Origin of the sequence: Alkalilacustris brevis (assembly GCF_003350345.1) — a bacterium.
Taxonomy (GTDB): Bacteria; Pseudomonadota; Alphaproteobacteria; order Rhodobacterales; family Rhodobacteraceae; genus Alkalilacustris; species Alkalilacustris brevis.
The window spans coordinates 12,502-30,177 of the sequence record NZ_QNVJ01000088.1 but is presented as its reverse complement, the minus strand read 5'-3'; the positions used below and the strand labels follow the sequence as shown (position 1 = coordinate 30,177).

Genomic DNA, 17,676 nt, shown 5'->3' with positions numbered 1-17,676 from the left:
TTCCGTGCGACAGAGGGGCGGTGGGCTTGTGCCGGTGCAGGTTTGTACGCGCGGCCCGGTGGCCGGCTCGATCCTCCGATCCTGATACTGGGCAGCGGCTGATCGCCGTGGGCAAGGTCGCCCTGGCGTTGAGGCCTGACCAGATGGCGCGGCGGGCCTGCGGCCCTTTGCTCCGCGCCAATGCCTTCGGCGAGGATATTTTTCTCACAGTGAAGAACAGGCACTGCGAGGCCGGAACGCGCATACCCGGCCTTGGCCTCGGGGGGCTCAGCGCCCGCCGAACCAGCCGCCCACGGTGCGCGCGCCCGAGGAGATGTCCATTCCCACGCCCTCGACCGTGTTGCACGCGCCAAGCGCCACAAGCAGCCCCAGCGAGGCGATCAGGACAAGCAGGCGTTCAGTTTTCATACCACCAAACCTCCGGCTGGAAGCCGAGCCAGTCGCCGTAAAGCGGCGGACGCTCGGGAAATTTCAGGCTGCGTTTGTGCGCGAGGCGCGAGACATCGGAAAACCAGAAGGGGATGAAATAGCGCCCCGTTGTCAGCACGCGGTCAAGTGCGCGGGTCGCGGCGATGAAATCCTCGCGCGCCTCCGAGGTCAGCATGGTGCGGATCATTTCCTCGGCCGCAGGCGAATCCATGCCCATCCAGTTGCGCGTGCCGGGCTGCTCGACCCCGTGGCTGCCCCAGTAGAGCCATTGCTCGTTGCCGGGGCTGAGCGACAGCGAAATCGCGTGGCGCGTCATGTCGAAATCATAGGCATTGGTGCGCTCGGTGTATTGCGCGCTGTCGACGGTGGTGACCCGCACGCTGATGCCCAGCCGGCGCAGCGCCTCGACATACATGTTGACGATGGCCTGGGTCTCGGCCGCGCCCTGGGCCAGCAGGATCTCGAATTCGAAGGGGCGGCCCTCGGCGTTGCGCAAGACGCCGTCCTGCACCTGCCAGCCTGCTTCCTCCAGCAGGGCCGTGGCGCGGCGGATATTGGCGCGGTTGGCCTCGGATCCGTCGGAAACCGGCAGCTCATACCCCTCCAGCGCGCCGGGCTTCAGGTTGTCGGCGAAGGGCTCCAGCATCTCGCGCACGCGGCTCTCGGCCGGGCCCGGCTGCATGGCCAGTTCGGAATTCGAGAAATACGAGGTTATGCGCGGCTCGAGCCCGCCATTGAGCGTGTTGTTGATGAACTCGAAGTTGAAGGCGTGGATCAGCGCCTCGCGCACCCGCCAGTCGGCGAAGATCTCGCGCCTTGTGTTGAACACCAGCCCGGTGATGCCCGAGGGGCGCTGATGCGCGATCTCGGATTGCACCACCTCGCCCGAGCGTATCGCGGGGAAGTCATAGGTCGAGGAGACCCAGCGCGCCGCGTTGCCCTCGCGGTAGGTGTCGAGCTCACCGGCAGTAAAGGCCTCGAAGATCACGCCCGCATCGGCGAAATACTCGTAGCGGATCTCGTCGAAATTGTGCTGGCCGCGATAGAAGGGCAGATCGGCGCCCCACCAGTCGGGGTTCTTGCGGAAGTTGATGAAGCGTCCGGCCTCGACCCGGTCCACCACATAGGGGCCCGAGCCGATGATCGGCTCCATCGACGAGCGCGCAAAGTCACGGTCCTCGAACTGGGCCTTCTGGAGGATCGGGCGCAGCCCCAGAATCAGCGGCAATTCGCGATCTTCCTCGGTGAAGGTGAACCGGACCGAGCGCGGCCCGGTCTGCTCCATCGTCTCGATCTTGGCCCAGGCGCCGTGATAGCGCGGCGACCCGTCGGTGCCCAACGCCTCGAACGACCACATCACATCCTCGACCGTGACCGGGCTGCCATCCGAGAATCGGGCCCCCTCGCGCAGCGTGAATTCCACGAAATCTCGCGCCGCGTTGGTCTCGACCGATTCGGCCAGAAGGCCGTAAAGCGTGAAGGGTTCGTCATAGTTGCGGCCCAGAAGGGTCTCGACCGTGAGCACCTGCACCCCCCAGGGCGCGCGCCCGCGCAGAATGTAGGGGTTGAGGGAATCGAAACTGCCGGCCTCTCCGAAAACGATTCGCCCGCCCTTGGGCGCATCGGGGTTCACATGTGGCAGAGACACAAAATCAGGTGGCAGGGCCGGGTCGCCATACATAGCTATGCCATGGCGCGGCCCTTCGGCCAGCAGCGGCCCGGCCGACATCAGACCGATTGCCAGCGCCAGCGCAGGCATACATGCACGCAGGGTGGTCCTCATTATCGAAACAATCCTTCTGCCCGGCCTCTTGTTTTGCACGTAATCTACCCCGCCGGGATCACGTTTTCAAACTTTTCGGTTGGACTGCCCGCGCGTTAGGCGTATAAAGGGGGCACTGCTCGATAGGTTTCTTGCCTGTATGAAACCTGCCTCAATAACTGACGCCCGCCTTGTGCGGGCGTTTTTTTTGCTGCTCAGGCCCGGGCCGGCTTTCATTCGCGCGCGCAGCGGGTAAGTTGTTTGCAAACGCAGCATCCGGAGGTTCGCGCCATGCCGTCTACCACACCGCTTTCGGGCAAACGTGCCATCGTCACCGGCTCCAATTCGGGGATCGGGCTCGGCATCGCGCGCGAGATGGCGCGCGCCGGGGCCGAGGTCGTGCTCAATTCCTTCACCGACCGCGAGGAAGACCACGCGCTCGCCCAGGATATCGCCGCCGAATTCGGTGTCGCCGCAAGCTATGTCGCCGCCGACATGTCCGACCCGCTGGCCTGCCGTGCCCTGGTTGAAAGGGCCGGGGGCTGCGATATCCTGATCAACAATGCCGGCATCCAGCATGTCGCCCGGATCGAGGAATTCCCCACCGGGAAATGGGATGCGATCATCGCGATCAATCTCAGCTCGGCCTTTCACACCTCGGCGGCGGCACTGCCGGGGATGCGCGCCCGCGGGTGGGGGCGCATCATCAACATCGCCTCGGCGCACGGGCTGACCGCTTCGCCCTTCAAGGCGGCCTATGTCGCGGCCAAGCATGGCGTCGTCGGGCTGACCAAGACCACCGCGCTCGAGGTTGCGGGCGAAGGCATCACCGCCAACGCGATCTGCCCGGGCTACGTGCTCACGCCGCTGGTCGAATCGCAGATCCCCGATCAGATGAAAACCCACGGCATGGACCGTGAAACCGTGATTCGCGAGGTCATGCTGCAACGCCAGCCCTCGAAACAGTTCGCCACTGTCGAACAGCTGGGCGGCACGGCGGTGTTCCTCTGCTCGCCCGCGGCCGATCAGATCACCGGCACCACGATCAGCGTCGATGGCGGCTGGACTGCCCTCTGAAAAGTAGCGTGATCCGGCACCGCCGCCGGATCCCGTGTCAGGCCACTTCCGCCCGGGGCGCGTGCTCCGTCGACAGCCGGCGCAGCAGCGCACGGTTGCGGCAGAAGGCCGGCGGCGCGGACGCAGTCGGCTGCGCCTGCGCAAGCCAGACGGCGCAAGGCCCCGCATCGCGGCACCCCGCGCAGCGCTGCACAGCCTCGAAAAGTTCCCACCCGCTCATCTGCCCTTCGCTCAGCGCCTCGAAGATGTCGCCATCCACCGTTTCGCCCATGCGCTTCATCAACTCGATACGATCACCCAGTTCAAATGTGGCTTCCATGTTCGGTCCTCCCGCCTGGTTGCGCTGACTCAGCCTGCCCGGCACCGGCGCACCCCGCGTTGATCTGTATCAAAAGGCCCGAAGGGCCGGTTTCACAGGCAGCCCTTCACTGTGATGAAAATATCCTCGGGGGGAATTGCCCCGCGCGAGCGGGGCAAGGGGGGCAGACAGCCCCCTTCAGTGCCCCCCGGCGCGCGCGGCCATTGATTTTCCCGCGCCAATCGCGCAAACCGCGCAGGCGCAAGGGGGAATATCCGGGCATGACCAGAATCGACGACACATTCGCGCGCCTTTCGGCCGAAGGAAAGAAGGCCTTTGTGGCCTATATCATGGCGGGCGATCCCGATGCCGAGACCTCCTTCGAGATACTGCGCGGGATGCCCGCCGCCGGGGTCGATATCATCGAACTGGGGATGCCCTTCACCGATCCGATGGCCGATGGCCCCACGATTCAGCTGGCCGGGCAGCGGGCGCTGGCGGGGGGGCAGACGTTGCAGCGCACGCTCGACATGGTCGCGCGCTTCCGCGAGCATGACAGCACCACGCCGATCGTGCTGATGGGCTATTACAACCCGATCTACAATCGCGGCGTGTCCCGGTTTCTCGACGATGCCGGGGCGGCCGGGATCGACGGGCTGATCGTGGTTGATCTGCCGCCCGAGGAGGATGAGGAACTCTGCCTGCCCGCGCAGGCGGCGGGGCTCAATTTCATCCGCCTTGCCACGCCCACCACCGATGACCGGCGCCTGCCGATGGTGGTGCGCAACACGTCGGGCTTCGTCTATTACGTCTCGATCACCGGCATCACCGGTGCGGCGGCGGCCAGTGCCGGGGCGGTTGCGCCGGATGTGGCGCGAATCCGCGCGGCGGCGGGACTGCCGGTGGTGGTGGGGTTCGGCATTTCCACCCCCGAGGGCGCGGCCGAGATCGCGGGCGTGGCCGATGGCGCGGTGGTCGGCTCGGCCATCGTCAAGCTGATCGGCGAGCGGCGCCCGGTGCCCGAGGTGCTTGCACGGATCGAGGCGCTGGCCAGGGGCGTGCACAGCGCCTGAAAGCCCCGCGTGGCAAGCCTTTCACCGGCCGCACCGGGCCCTGGAAGGCGCAGCAATCCGTTGCGCGGGCATGCAAAGGGCTGCTAACGCTTGAACAGTCAGCTCGGCCAGCACCGGAACAAGCCCCATGCCCGTCATATGCACCATCGATGATCTGCGCGCGCTTTACGCGCGCCGCGTGCCGCGGATGTTTCGCGATTATGCCGAATCGGGCAGCTGGTCGGAACAGACTCTGCATGACAATGACGCCGATTTCGCGCGCATCCGCCTGCGCCAGCGCGTGGCAGTCGACATGTCGGACCGCCGCCTTGCCAGCACCATGGCCGGGCAGGAGGTGGCGATGCCCATTGCGCTCGCCCCGATCGGGCTGTGCGGAATGCAAACGGCCGATGGCGAGATCAAGGCCGCGCGCGCCGCCGAAGCCGCAGGCGTGCCCTTCACGCTGTCGACCATGTCGGTCTGCTCGATCGAGGATGTGGCCGCGCATGTGACCCGGCCTTTCTGGTTCCAGCTTTACGTGATGAAGGACACCGATTTCGTGGCCCGGCTGATGGCGCGCGCCCGCGCGGCGGGCTGCGAGACGCTGGTGCTGACGCTGGACATGCAGATGCTGGGCCAGCGCCACCGCGATATCCGCAACGGCCTCTCGACGCCGCCGCGCCTCACGCCGCGGGTGCTGGCCGACCTGGCGCTGCGCTGGCGCTGGGGGCTGGGGATGCTGGGCACGAAGCGGCGCCATTTCGGCAATATCGTTGGCCATGCCGAGGGAGTAAGCGACACCCGGTCGCTGGCCAGCTGGACCGCCGAGCAGTTCGACCTGAAGCTTGACTGGGACAAGATCGCGCGGCTGCGCGATCAATGGGGCGGACGGCTGGTCCTGAAGGGGATCCTGGATGCGGAAGATGCCGAAAAGGCCGCGCAAATCGGCGCCGAGGCGATCGTGGTCTCGAACCATGGTGGCCGCCAGCTTGACGGGGCGCTGAGCGCGATCCGCGTTCTGCCCTCGGTGGTGGCCGCGGTGGGCGGGCGCACCGAGGTGCATCTCGATGGCGGCATCCGCTCGGGGCAGGATGCGCTCAAGGCGCTGGCACTGGGCGCGCGCGGGGTCTATCTGGGCCGCGCCTATGTCTACGGGCTGGGGGCGCTGGGGCAGGCCGGCGTCACGCAGGCGCTGGATATCGTCCGGCGCGAGCTGGACATGACCATGGCGCTGTGCGGCGAACGCCGGGTGCAGGATCTGGGCCGCCACAACCTGATCCTGCCGCGCGATTTCTGCGACTCGTCGGTTGCCCTGTGAGGGAGCATCCAGCGGCGCGCTTCATGATCGGCGCCTGGTGCCTCGCCGCTGTTGTCGGATGCCTTCGGCGAGGATATTTTTTTCACAGTGAATGGGGGGGGCGTGCCCGCCCGGCTTCCAGGCTGCGCGCCGCGATAGGCCCGGCCTTTTTTGCCTTTTCAAGCGCGATGATCTCACCTATACGCACGGCTTCATGCGGGCATGCACCCTTGGAGGATGTCCGCCGTTGAAATTGAAGGAGACCCTCAATGGCTGGTGAGATCAAGGATCTTGTCGCCGAGGCACGGACGGGGACAGGCAAGGGGGCCGCCCGTCAGGCTCGTAGAGAGCACAAGGTGCCCGGTATCGTTTATGGCGGCGGCGCGGATCCGCTGCCGATCAACCTCAACTATCACTATCTGGTCAAGCACCTGAAGGCAGGGCGTTTCCTGTCGCAGCTGTTCAACCTCAAGGTCGAGGGTCACGAGGATGTGCGCGTGATCTGCCGCAGCGTGCAGCGCGACGTGGTCAAGGGGCTGCCGACCCATGTGGACCTGATGCGCCTGCGCCGCACCAGCCGGGTCAAGCTGTTCGTGCCGGTCGAGGTGGTCGGGCATGAGGAGTGCCCCGGCCTGCGCAAGGGCGGCGTGCTGACCATGGTGCGCCCCGAGGTGGAACTGAGCGTGATCGCCGGGGACATTCCCGAAAGCCTGACGCTGGACATCTCGTCGCTCGAAATAGGCGACACTGCGACCATCTCGATGGTCGGTCTGCCGGCCGGCGCAAAGCCGACGATCGATCGTGATTTCGTCATCGCCAATGTCAGCGCGCCCTCGGGCCTGCGTGCCGCCGAGGACGAGGAAGAGGAAGGCGCCGCCGAAGAAGGCGAAGCCGAAGCCGAAACCGAAACCGAAAGCTGACGCCGCCGCGCGGCGATTGTCCGCGCCGGCAGGCAGGATCGACGCGGGGCCCTTTTGCCGGGGTCCCGCGTTTTGCATTGGCGGGGGAGGGCAGGGTCAGCCGGCGGTTGCGGCGATATGCTGGACCGAGTCGAAAACCTCGAGCTCGGGCGCGCCGTCATACATGTCGCCGTGGCGGCCTGCGTCGCGATGGGCCTCGCGGAAGGCGGACGAGCGTGTCCAGGCCTCGAACGCGGCGCGGCTTTCCCAGAAGGTATGCGAGGCATAGAGCACATACCCGTCGCGGCGCGGCCCGCGCAGCAGGTGGAACGAGACGAATCCCGGCACCTCGGGCAGTTTCGTCTCGCGACTGCGCCAGAGGGCCTCAAACGCGTGTTCCTGGCCTTCCTTCACGCGAAAGCGGTTCATCGTCAGGTGCATGATGGGGTCTCCTCGGGGTGGGCGGATTCGGCCGGCGGCAAGGCGGGCTGGAAATCGGGTGCAGTTCAGGGCATGACCGGGGCGGGGTCAAGCCCCGCGAGAGGTCGGCGAAAGAGGGAGTGGCTGCGATGCGTGTCTTTGCCGGGCTGGGCAATCCGGGGGCGAAATATGCCCGCAACCGTCACAACATCGGCTTCATGGCGGTCGAGGCCATTGCCGAGACGCATGGGTTCGGCCCCTGGCGCGCGCGGTTCCAGGGGCAGGTGGCCGAGGGGCGGCTGGGCGGCGAGAAGGTGCTGCTGCTCAAGCCCGAAACCTACATGAACCGTTCGGGCCAGTCGGTGGCGGCGGCGCTGGGGTTCTACAAGCTCGATGCCGGGGCGCTGACGGTGTTTCACGACGAGCTTGACCTCGCGCCGGGCAAGCTGCGTGTCAAGCAGGGCGGCGGACATGCCGGGCATAACGGCCTTCGCTCGATCCACGCCCATGTCGGCGACGATTACCAGCGCGTGCGGCTGGGCATCGGGCATCCGGGGCGCAAGGAGATGGTCTCGGCCTATGTGCTGCATGATTTTGGCAAGGCCGACCAGGAATGGCTGGACGACCTGCTGCGCGGCATCGCCGATGGCGCCCCCGCGCTGGCCGCGGGCGACGCGCCGCGTTTCATGAATGCCGTGGCGTTGCGGGTGGCGCCGCCGCGCTCGTCAGGCGGGGGCGGCGGGCGGCAGAAGCCTGCGGAAGGTGGAGGCGGCGGGGCGCCGGACGGGCGCGAGGCCCCCGAGGCGCCGCCAGATGCGCCGGGAGAGGACACGCGCTCGCCCCTGCAGAGGCTGATCGACAGGTTCCGCTGACCCTCGATCTTGCGGCATGGCGCGCGTCACCCGGCCCATGCGGTGGCGGCGATGATCGCGCTGTTGCGTGGCGCCGGGGTGCGGCATGATCCTTGACGCCGGCATATCGACCGGCCCCGGCCCGCCTGATAGGATATGCGGCCATACGGCCGCAGCACGGGGCCAGCCGCACCGGAAAACCGGCCAGATAACAGGGCAGAATGATGATGTTTCGACCCGGGATCGTTGCCGCGCTGCTGGTGCCGATGGCGGGCTGGCTGGCCGCGCCGCCGGCGGCTGCCGAAGTCGCGCAGGGGCGCGCGCTTTACGCCGCGCATTGCGCGGTCTGCCACGGTGCGGACCTGGAAGGCGCCCCTGATTGGCGGCGGCCCGGCCCCGACGGGCGCCTGCCCGCGCCGCCGCATGACGAAACCGGCCATACATGGCACCACGGCGATGATTTCCTGCTCGATTACACCAGACGGGGCGGGCAGGCGGTGCTGGATGACCTGGGGGTGCGCTTCGATTCGGGGATGCCCGCGTTCGAGGGCATCCTGAGCGATGCCGAGATCGAGGCGATCCTGGCCTTTATCCGCGCGAGTTGGCCCGAGAATATCCGCGAATTCCAAGCCATGCGCACCGAGGCCGAGCGCACCGAGGCCGAGCGCGCCCGTTAAGCCTGGCCGTCGGCAAGCGTAATGCAGTGAGGGGAAGCAGCACATGGCCGCGCCTGTCGAAGACCCCCTGATGGCGCTGTTTGATCGGCATTTTTCGCCGGATTTGCCGGCGCTGCGCTTTGCGCTGAACACCGCGGTGCTCAGCCTGGCGGGGCTGGGCGTGGTGCTGGCGGTCTATATTGCGACGATTTCGGGCTTCTGGGCGCATCTGGCCGGCGGCGGTGAGGTGTTGGCCCGGTTTGCCCGGCAGATACTGACCAATGGCTTGCCCGTGGTCTTTACGGTCAACTGGCTGGGACTGCTGATGTTCGCCCGGCTACGGGCCGGGGCGTTCAGCCCCGTGCAGGTGATGGGCCTGGACCTGCCGGTGCGGCTGGCTGTCTTCATCGGGCTGCATCTGGCGATCTACCCGGCCTCGGCGCTGATGTTCGGCTCGTTCGGGGGCGATCCGTGGCTGGGGCTGCGGGTGGTGGGCCCCACGCTGATGCAGGCGGCCATGTTCGGCAACCTCTCGGGCGTTTATCTTTACGCCACGCTGGCCAGCGCGCTGCCGCTGCACATGGCGTTGATTGGCGCGGCGTGGCGGGGCGTTGCCGTGCCGCCGCTGCCTGTGCTGGGTGCGCTGGCGCTGGGGGTCTTCGGGGTGCAGGCGGCGGTGTTGACCTTCTTGGCGCGCGGGCTGGCCGCATTGCTGTGACATGCCTGCAGGGCAAGGGGCTTTCACGATTGCATCCTACCATATTTCACATATTCTGGAAATATGGAAACAGTGATTCCCGCCCGTCTGGCAACCTTGGGTCACCCGCAGCGGCTGGCGATCTTCCGGCTGCTGATGCGGCGCTTTCCCGACCGCCTGCCCGCGGGCGAGATCGCCGCCGCGCTGGATTTGCGGCCCAGCACGCTTTCGGCCTATCTGGCCGCGTTGGTGCAGGCCGGGCTGGTCACGCAGGAACGCGCGGGCACGCTGCGCCGCTATGGCATCGACATGGACGGGGTGCAGGGCACTTTCGATTACCTGCTGCGCGACTGTTGTCGGGGCCGGCCCGGCCTGTGCCTCGATGCGCCCCGGGCAGCGGGGCAGGCCCGCAGGCTTTCGGTGCTGTTCGTCTGCACCGCCAACTCGGCCCGCTCGATCATGGCCGAGGCGATCCTGCGCGATCTGGCCGATGGGCGTTTTGCCGCAGCCTCGGCGGGCACCAGCCCCGCGCCCGGGCCGCATCCGCTGGCGCTCGAGCTTCTCGCCCGGCGCGGGCACGAAACCGCCGGTTTGCAATCGCGCCATGTCGACGGCCTGCGCGGCGAGGGCGCGGAAGGGTTCGATTTCGTCATCACCGTCTGCGACCGGGCCGCGAACGAGGATTGCCCCGCCTGGCCCGGCCAGCCCCTTGCCGCGCATTGGGGCGTGCCCGACCCGGTCGCCGCGTCGCAGGGGCGGGTGGGCTTCGAGCAGGCTTACGACCTGCTCGCGGCGCGGATCCGCGCCTTTGCCGCGCTGCCCTTCGCCCGGCTCGACCCGATCGCCCTGCAACACGCCGCCGACGAGATCGGCCGCCTGACCCACACGGAGAGCCCCCATGACAGTCTATGCAATCAACGGCCTGGGCCGGATCGGCAAGCTGGCGCTGCGTCCGCTTCTTGAACGCGGCGCCGAAATCGCCTGGATCAATGACGGCACCGGCGACCCGGCGATGCACGCGCATCTGCTGGAATTCGACACCGTGCACGGGCGCTGGGACGCGGAATTCTCCCATGACGACAAGAGCGTCACCGTGAACGACCAAAGGCTGCCGTTCATCGGCACCCGCGATCTTGGCGCGCTGCCGCTGGACGGGATCGATGTGGTGATCGACTGCACCGGCGCCTTCAAGACCGCCGCAAAGCTGGCCCCCTATTTCGACGGCGGGGCGAAGAAGGTGATCGTTTCCGCCCCGGTGAAGGATGAAGAGGCGGCCAATATCGTCTTCGGTGTCAATCACGACACCTACGACCCGGCGCGCCACCGGATCGTCAGCGCCGCAAGCTGCACCACCAACTGCCTCGCGCCGGTGGTCAAGGTCTTGCGCGAGAGCCTCGGCATCCGCCACGGCTCGATCACCACGATCCACGCCGTGACCAATTCCCAGACCATCGTGGACCGCCCCGCCAAGGATCTGCGGCGCGCGCGCTCGGCGCTCAATTCGCTGATCCCCACGACGACCGGCAGCGCCACGGCGATCACCCTGATCTACCCCGAACTCAAGGGCCGGCTGAACGGCCATGCGGTGCGGGTGCCGCTGCTCAACGCCTCGCTCACCGATTGCGTTTTCGAGGTGGAGCGCGCCACCACCGAGGACGAGGTCAATGCGCTGCTCAAGGCCGCCGCCGAAGGGCCGCTCAAGGGCATCCTGGGCTATGAGGAACGCCCGCTGGTCAGCGCCGACTACACCAACGACACCCGCTCGGGCATTGTCGATGCGCCCTGCACCATGGTGGTGAACGGCACGCAGGTGAAGCTCTATGTCTGGTATGACAACGAGATGGGCTATGCGCACCGGCTGGTCGACGTGGCGATGATGGTCGGGCAGTCGCTGTGAGCACGGCGGCGCGCCACCGCCCCGAAGGGCTGTCGGCCTATATCGCGGTCACGGCGGCCTATTGGGCCTTCATGCTGACCGATGGCGCGCTGCGCATGCTGGTGCTGCTGCATTTCCACACGCTGGGCTTCAGCCCGCTACAACTGGCCTGGCTCTTTGTGCTCTACGAGGTTGCGGGGATGATCACCAACCTCTCGGCCGGCTGGATCGCGACACGCTACGGGCTGACGGCGACGCTCTATGCTGGGCTGGGGCTGCAGGTGGCGGCGCTGATCGCGCTGGCACAGCTCGATCCGGGCTGGGCGGTGACGCTTTCGGTGATCTATGTGATGGCCGTGCAGGGTGCGAGCGGCGTGGCAAAGGACCTGGCCAAGATGTCGTCGAAATCCGCGGTCAAGCTGCTCGCGCCGAAGGAAAACGGCGGACTTTTCCGCTGGGTGGCGGTGCTGACGGGCTCGAAGAACGCGGTCAAGGGCCTGGGCTTTCTTCTGGGGGCTGCGCTTCTGGCGACGCTGGGCTTTGTCTGGGCGGTGCTTGCCATGGCGCTGGTGCTGGGGCTGATCCTGGCCGCGGTGGCCACCTGGATGCCGCCGGGGCTGCCCAAAGGCCGCAAGGGGGCGAAATTTTCCGAGGTCTTCTCGAAATCGGCCAATGTGAACTGGCTGAGCGTCGCGCGGGTGTTCCTCTTTGGCGCGCGCGATGTCTGGTTTGTCGTCGGCATCCCCGTCTATTTCTACGCCGTGCTCTCGGACGGCACGGCCGAGGGCAACCGCGCGGCCTTCTTCCTGATCGGCAGCTTCATGGCGCTCTGGGTCATCCTTTACGGCGCGGTGCAGGCGGCGGCGCCAAGGCTGATGCGTGCTGCCACCCGCGACGAGGCCGAGCTGATCCGCGCCGCGCGGGGCTGGGCCGCGCTTTTGCTGTTGGTGCTGCTGGTTCTGACGGCGGCCGCGCTGCTGGCGCCGGGGCCGCAGACATGGCTGACCGCGACTCTGGTGGCCGGGCTGCTGGTGTTCGGCGCGATCTTTGCGGTGAACTCCGCGCTCCATTCCTACCTGATCCTCGCCTTCAGTCGGGACGAGCGCGTCACCATGGATGTGGGCTTCTACTACATGGCCAATGCGGGCGGGCGGCTTCTGGGCACGTTGCTTTCGGGGCTGACCTACCAGATCGGGGGGCTTGCGCTGATGCTGGGCACGGCCGCGGCAATGATCGCGCTTTCCACGGTGGCGGCGGGGCGGCTGCGCGCCGCCAGTCCCGACCGCGCCCGGGCCTGACCCGAGGGCGGCGCTCAACGCAACTAGCGCAGCCCGGGCCCCTGCATCCTCCGACACAGGTGCTCGCGCGCGCCCCCTGAGATCGCGGGCGGGTCAATCTTCTTGGCAAAAATATCCCCGCCGGAGGCACGGGCGCGGGGCAAGGGCCGCAGGCCCGCCCCGCTCCGAATCCCTTCAGCCGCCGCGGCGAAAGGCCGATGGTGTCTTGCCGACCTGCGCCTGAAAGGCCCGGGTGAAATAGGCCGGCGAGGCAAAGCCGAGCTGCCGCGCGACATCCTTGATCGGCCTTTGGGTTTCGACCAGCAGCTTGCGTGCCTCGAACAGCACCCTGTCTTGCAGCAGCGCGTGTGCCGGTCGCCCGCAGGAGGCCTTGCAGGCGCGGCTCAGATGGGTCGGGGTCACGTTCAGTGCGGCGGCGAAATCGGCCACGTTCATACCGGAGCTGAAGTCGCGCTCGAGTAGCCGCGCATAGCGCTCGGCCAGCCGGCGGGCGGCATCGGGGCGGGGGGGCTTGCCCTGGGCCTCGCTGGCCTCGGCCTGTTGACGTTCCAGCCAGACGCCCAGCAGCCCGATGTAATGATGCACCGCGCGATCCTGTCCCGGCCGCGTGTCCGACAATTCGCGCTGCGTATTGTCGAGAATCGCGTTCAGTTCGTTCTGGACGGCGACATCGCGCACCCGCAGATGCAGCGGCGCGCCGGGCAGGGCGACATCGGGTGTATGCCCGAAGAACACCGCATTGCCGAAAACCCGCCCGAGCATCTCGAACCCGTACATCGTGCGCGGCGGCAGGAAGATCGCGTTATGCGCGCCATAGCCGCGCGTGGTGCCCGATACGGTGATCCGGCCCTGCCCCTGGGTGAACCACAAGAGCACTGGCTCGCGCTGGCTGCGCATGGCCTCCACGCGCCAGCGCCCGCCCGAGGCAAGGCGCGGGATCGGCACGATACGCGGGCCGAAGGAGGGATCGGGAATGACGGTCATCTGCATCTTTTCACCTGGGCGTGCGGCAACACTAGGGAATCACCGCGGCGCGCCCAAGGAAAAAATGCACATTACCGGCCAAATCGCCTGAAGGTGCCATGCGTCTTGCGCCGCGCCCCTGCTGCGAAGCTTTGATCCCCGCGGATAGAGAAACTGTTGTGCGGGCAGGGTAATCCCCCTGCACAGCGGCGGCTGACTGGGTTACCATCGGCCCGGGCACGGCCTGCAGGGCCGCGCCGCCTCTCGTCCGGCCCGCCATGAAGGAGCCTTGCATGTCCGACCCCGCGCGCCCCGGCCTGCACCCCGCGATCCGGCAATCGCTACGGGATGCGCGCGCGGGCCTCATCGGGCGGCGAAGCTTCCTGACACGGGCGACGGCGCTCGGGCTGGGGGCAGGGGGCGCCTGCAGCCTGCTCGGGCTGACGGCGGCCCCTCTTGCCGCGCAGACCGCCGCCAACGCGGCCCGGCGCGGCGGACGCCTGCGCATTGGGATGAACCTGCGCCCGCAGAAAGACCCCCGCCGCTGGGATTGGCCCGAGCTGGCCAATGTCTGCCGCGGCTGGCTAGAATACCTGGCCGAGTATCAGCCTGACGGAACGCTCGTTCCGCGCCTGCTGGAAAGCTGGGAGGTCAGCGACGACGCCACCCGCTATACCCTGCAGCTGCGCCGGGGCGTGCGCTGGAATAATGGCGATCCCTTCACCGCCGCCGATGTCGCGCATAATTTCGCGCGCTGGTGCGACGGCACGGTGCCGGGCAATTCGATGGCCGGGCGACTCAATGCGCTACGCGACCCGGAGAGTCGGCGGATACGCCCCGATGCCGTCGAAATCCTCGATGACCACAGCCTGCGCCTGCACCTTTCCGCCCCCGACATCACGCTGATGGTCAACGCCGTCGATTATCCGGCGGCGATCGTGCATCCGGCCTTCGAGGGCGAAGACCCCGTAGCGAACCCGCTGGGCACAGGGCCTTACCTGCCGGTCTGGCACGAGCCGGGCCTGGGCGCGCAACTGGTGCGCAACCCCGAACACCAGTGGTGGGGCGCGGCCGGGGGTGCCTGGCTCGACGAGATCGCGTTCGTCGATCTCGGCGCCGACCCCTCGCGCTGGCTCGCGGCGATGCGCGCGGGCGAGATCGACATGCTCGATGAGACCGCGCCCGATTTTGTCGCGGCGTTCGACGCGCTCGACCTTCGGCGCAGCGAAACCCTCACGGCTTCGACCCTCTGCATCCGCTTCAACCAGCGCATCGCCCCCTATGACAATCGCGCGCTGCGCCGCGCGGCGCAGCTTGCCGTCGATAATGCCGTCGTGCTCGAACTGGGCTACGGCAACCGCGGCGCGGTGGCGGAAAACCATCACGTCAGCCCGCTGCACCCGGAATATGCCGAACTCCCCCCGCCCGAGACCGACCCCGCCCGCGCCCTTGTCGAGTTGCGCGCCGAGGGGCAGGAGGATCACCTCTTCGAGCTGATCGCCGCTGATGAAAGCTGGCAGGTGGCCAGTTGCGACGCCGTCGCCGCACAATTGCACGATGCCGGCATCGCGGTGCGGCGGCGCAATCTGCCGGCGCAGGAATACCTCGCCGGCTGGGCCGAATTCCCCTTCTCGGCGACAAGCTGGCTGATGCGGCCGCTCGGGGTGCAGGTCCTCAACCTGGCCTATCGCAGCGATGCGCCCTGGAACGAATCCGGCTTCGCCAGCGAGGAATTCGACAGCCTGCTCGATCAGGCCAACCGCCTTGCGGATGCCGACGAGCGCCGCCTCGTGATGGCGCGGCTGCAGGCCATCCTGCAGCACGAAGGGGTGATGATCCAGCCCTATTGGCGCAGGCTTTTCCGCCACGCCCGCCCGGAGGTACGCGGCGCCGGCGTGCATCCGATGCATGAACTGCACCTGCTGCGCTACTGGCTTGCAGAGTAAACTGCCCCGGCCCGCCCTTCACTGTGAAAAAAATATCCCCGCCGGAGTCTCCCGCGGCCCGCCACAGGCGCAGGCGACCCCATCAGGCCGCGCGGCCGCGCTTCATCAGCCCGCGCGCCCACGCCGTCGCCGCCCGGTGCCGTCGCCGCCGTTGTCCCGCGGGTTGAAGCGCGGCGCGGGCAGGGTGACGATGCGCGCAAGTTCCGGGTAGGGCGCGCTGGCATGGGGCAGGGCGTTGGCGGCGACGAAATGTTCCTGAAAGCGCGGCTCGATGGCGGTCTCGACCTTGTGAATGCGCCGTACCAGCGCCTCGATATGGGTCCGCGCCGCCAGGCTGCACAGCGCGATGCGCGCGCCGGTTCCGGCGGCATTTCCGGCGGAAAGCACCCGCTCCAGCGCGGCATCGGGGATCATCCCCAGCACCAGCGCGTGCTTGGGCGAGATATGCGCACCGAATGCCCCGGCCAGCACCACCTTGTCCACCCGCTCGACCCCCAGTTCATCCATCAAGAGCCGCGCCCCGGCATAGAGCGCCGATTTGGCAAGCTGGATTGCGCGGATATCGGATTGCGTGACCCGGATGCGCGGCCCGCCCGCGGCGCTGGCGTCATGGATCAGGTAGGCGTGGGTGCGCCCGTCGGGCTCGCAGCGGGGCGTGCCGGTCTGCGCGGCGCTGCCAATCAGCCCTGAGGCATCGACGAGCCCGGCCATGCGCATTTCGGCCACCGCCTCGATGATGCCCGAACCGCAGATGCCGGTCACACCGGTGGCGGCGCTGGCCGCGGCAAAGCCCGGCTCATCCGACCACAGGTCGCAACCGATGATGCGAAAGCGCGGCTCCTTCGTGGCCGGGTCGATCTCCAGCCGTTCGATGGCGCCGGGGGCGGCGCGTTGCCCGGCGCTGATCTGCGCGCCCTCGAAGGCCGGGCCGGTGGGCGAGGAACAGGCCAGGACCCGCTCGCGGTTGCCCAGGATGATCTCGGCATTGGTGCCGACATCGACGATCAGCACCAGATCCTCCTGCCGCTCGGGCGCCGCGGAAAGCACCACGGCCGCCGCGTCGGCGCCGACATGTCCGGCAATGCAGGGTAGCATGTAAAGCCGCGCGGCGGGGTTGAGGCCGGTGATGTCAAGGCTGCGCAGGGGCGCGCGCACCGCCTCGGAGGTGGCCAGCGCAAAGGGCGCCTGGCCCAGTTCGACAGGGTCGATCCCCAGAAAAAGGTGGTGCATCACCGGGTTGCAGACCACGACGGCCTCGAGCACGGCGCGCGGCTCGATGCCGGCCTCTGCCAGCATGTCGCGCGCAAGGGTGTCGAGTGCGATGCGCACGGCTTGCGTCATTTCCGCCGCGCCGCCGGGGTTCATCATGGCGTAGGAGACCCGGCTCATCAGATCCTCGCCAAAGCGGATCTGCGGATTCATCGCCCCGGCCGAAGCGACGACCTGCCCGTCGCGCAGGTCGCACAGATGCGCGGCGATGGTGGTCGAGCCGAGATCGACCGCCAGGCCGTAAAGCCCGCCCTCGTAGAAACCCGGCCAGATGTCCAGCAATTCGGGCGCGGCTTCGGGCTGCGGCCGGTGCACCGCCAGCGTGACCCGCCAGGCGCCCTTGCGCAGCGCGGGCTGAAGTTTCTTCAGAACCTCAATATCAGCGCGCAATCCACTGATTTTCCATTGCTCCTGAAGGGACTGAGCGAGCCTTTGCAAATCGCCTGCGGGCTCGTGCATGTCGGGTTCGGCCACGTCGACGAGGTAAAGCCTGGTGGCCGGGTCCATCACCATGTCGCGCTGGGTGGCGGCCTTGCGCACGACCTGCCGGTGCAGCTGCGATTCCGGCGGCACGTCGATCACCACATCGCCCATCACCCGTGCCTGGCAGCCCAGCCGCCGCCCCTCGGCCAGGCCGCGTTTCTGGCGATAGCGCTCTTCCACGGCGTTCCATTCCGACAGCGCGTCCTCGCGCACCGTGACCCCGTGCTTGGAAAATTCGCCATGGGCCGGCGTGACCTGGCAGCGCGAGCAGATCCCCCGCCCACCGCAGACCGAATCGAGATCGACCCCGAGGCGCCGCGCGGCGTCCAGCACGGGCGTGCCGATGGCAAAGCGCCCGCGCTTGCCCGAGGGCATGAAGATCACCAAAGCATCGCCCATGCGC

The 17,676-nt window shown here is 67.7% G+C and carries 17 protein-coding genes; 11 read left to right on the top strand and 6 right to left on the bottom strand.

The features are described 5' to 3' along the window. Window positions 1-267: 267 nt before the first annotated feature. Window positions 268-408 (bottom strand): entericidin EcnA/B family protein, encoded by a 141-nt coding sequence (locus DQ229_RS14065; RefSeq protein WP_114966894.1) that lies wholly within the window; start codon window positions 406-408, stop codon window positions 268-270. Further along, complete coding sequence (locus DQ229_RS14060; protein ID WP_114966893.1) at window positions 398-2,212, bottom strand: extracellular solute-binding protein; 1,815 nt, start codon at window positions 2,210-2,212, stop codon at window positions 398-400. The genes DQ229_RS14065 and DQ229_RS14060 overlap by 11 nt, the downstream gene beginning before the upstream one ends. 270 nt (window positions 2,213-2,482) lie before the next feature. Here DQ229_RS14060 and DQ229_RS14055 point away from each other — a divergent pair, with 270 nt between their 5' ends. Next, window positions 2,483-3,268, top strand: a complete 786-nt coding sequence (locus DQ229_RS14055; protein ID WP_114966892.1) for a 3-hydroxybutyrate dehydrogenase — start codon at window positions 2,483-2,485, stop codon at window positions 3,266-3,268. 37 nt (window positions 3,269-3,305) lie between these two features. On the opposite strand, the gene DQ229_RS14050 is transcribed toward DQ229_RS14055, so the two are convergent. After that, complete coding sequence (locus DQ229_RS14050; RefSeq protein WP_114966891.1) at window positions 3,306-3,587, bottom strand: DUF6455 family protein; 282 nt, start codon at window positions 3,585-3,587, stop codon at window positions 3,306-3,308. 260 nt (window positions 3,588-3,847) lie between these two features. Here DQ229_RS14050 and trpA point away from each other — a divergent pair, with 260 nt between their 5' ends. The 3 genes from trpA (at window position 3,848) to DQ229_RS14035 (ending at window position 6,835) form a co-directional block, all read left to right on the top strand. After that, window positions 3,848-4,639, top strand: coding sequence for a tryptophan synthase subunit alpha (trpA, locus tag DQ229_RS14045; RefSeq protein WP_114966922.1), 792 nt, complete (start codon window positions 3,848-3,850; stop codon window positions 4,637-4,639). A 127-nt stretch (window positions 4,640-4,766) separates the two neighbouring features. Next, window positions 4,767-5,936, top strand: coding sequence for an alpha-hydroxy acid oxidase (locus DQ229_RS14040; RefSeq protein ID WP_114966890.1), 1,170 nt, complete (start codon window positions 4,767-4,769; stop codon window positions 5,934-5,936). Window positions 5,937-6,184: 248 nt separating this feature from the next. Beyond that, the gene (locus DQ229_RS14035) at window positions 6,185-6,835 is read left to right on the top strand and encodes a 50S ribosomal protein L25/general stress protein Ctc (protein ID WP_114966889.1); all 651 of its coding nucleotides are present in this window, start codon (window positions 6,185-6,187) and stop codon (window positions 6,833-6,835) included. A 96-nt stretch (window positions 6,836-6,931) separates the two neighbouring features. On the opposite strand, the gene hmuQ is transcribed toward DQ229_RS14035, so the two are convergent. Beyond that, complete coding sequence (gene hmuQ, locus DQ229_RS14030; RefSeq protein ID WP_114966888.1) at window positions 6,932-7,255, bottom strand: heme-degrading protein HmuQ; 324 nt, start codon at window positions 7,253-7,255, stop codon at window positions 6,932-6,934. Window positions 7,256-7,383: 128 nt separating this feature from the next. On the opposite strand from hmuQ, the gene pth reads away from it, so the two are divergent. The 6 genes from pth (at window position 7,384) to arsJ (ending at window position 12,612) form a co-directional block, all read left to right on the top strand. Then, complete coding sequence (pth, locus tag DQ229_RS14025) at window positions 7,384-8,106, top strand: aminoacyl-tRNA hydrolase (RefSeq protein WP_114966887.1); 723 nt, start codon at window positions 7,384-7,386, stop codon at window positions 8,104-8,106. Window positions 8,107-8,309: 203 nt separating this feature from the next. Continuing rightward, a complete protein-coding gene (locus DQ229_RS14020; RefSeq protein ID WP_114966921.1) occupies window positions 8,310-8,762 on the top strand; it encodes a c-type cytochrome in 453 nt (150 codons plus the stop codon). A gap of 43 nt (window positions 8,763-8,805) precedes the next feature. Continuing rightward, complete coding sequence (locus DQ229_RS14015; RefSeq protein ID WP_114966886.1) at window positions 8,806-9,459, top strand: hypothetical protein; 654 nt, start codon at window positions 8,806-8,808, stop codon at window positions 9,457-9,459. Window positions 9,460-9,522: 63 nt separating this feature from the next. Further along, complete coding sequence (locus DQ229_RS14010) at window positions 9,523-10,401, top strand: arsenate reductase/protein-tyrosine-phosphatase family protein (protein WP_114966885.1); 879 nt, start codon at window positions 9,523-9,525, stop codon at window positions 10,399-10,401. Further along, on the top strand, window positions 10,337-11,335 hold the full coding sequence (locus DQ229_RS14005; protein WP_114966884.1) for an ArsJ-associated glyceraldehyde-3-phosphate dehydrogenase: 999 nt from the start codon (window positions 10,337-10,339) through the stop codon (window positions 11,333-11,335). Before DQ229_RS14010 ends, DQ229_RS14005 begins: the two co-directional genes overlap by 65 nt. Next, window positions 11,332-12,612 (top strand): organoarsenical effux MFS transporter ArsJ, encoded by a 1,281-nt coding sequence (gene arsJ, locus DQ229_RS14000; RefSeq protein WP_114966883.1) that lies wholly within the window; start codon window positions 11,332-11,334, stop codon window positions 12,610-12,612. The genes DQ229_RS14005 and arsJ overlap by 4 nt, the downstream gene beginning before the upstream one ends. 174 nt (window positions 12,613-12,786) lie before the next feature. Here arsJ and DQ229_RS13995 read toward each other — a convergent pair whose 3' ends face one another. Further along, entirely contained in the window at window positions 12,787-13,602 is an 816-nt protein-coding gene (locus DQ229_RS13995) for a helix-turn-helix domain-containing protein (protein WP_238381090.1), read from the bottom strand. A 266-nt stretch (window positions 13,603-13,868) separates the two neighbouring features. Here DQ229_RS13995 and DQ229_RS13990 point away from each other — a divergent pair, with 266 nt between their 5' ends. Then, window positions 13,869-15,521 carry an ABC transporter substrate-binding protein gene (locus tag DQ229_RS13990; protein ID WP_114966882.1) on the top strand — a complete coding sequence of 551 codons (1,653 nt, stop codon included), beginning with the start codon at window positions 13,869-13,871 and terminating at the stop codon, window positions 15,519-15,521. Between the two features lie 105 nt (window positions 15,522-15,626). Here the strand turns inward: DQ229_RS13990 and DQ229_RS13985 are convergent, their stop codons facing one another. Then, window positions 15,627-17,672, bottom strand: coding sequence for an ASKHA domain-containing protein (locus tag DQ229_RS13985; protein ID WP_114966919.1), 2,046 nt, complete (start codon window positions 17,670-17,672; stop codon window positions 15,627-15,629). Between the last annotated feature and the right edge of the window lie 4 nt (window positions 17,673-17,676).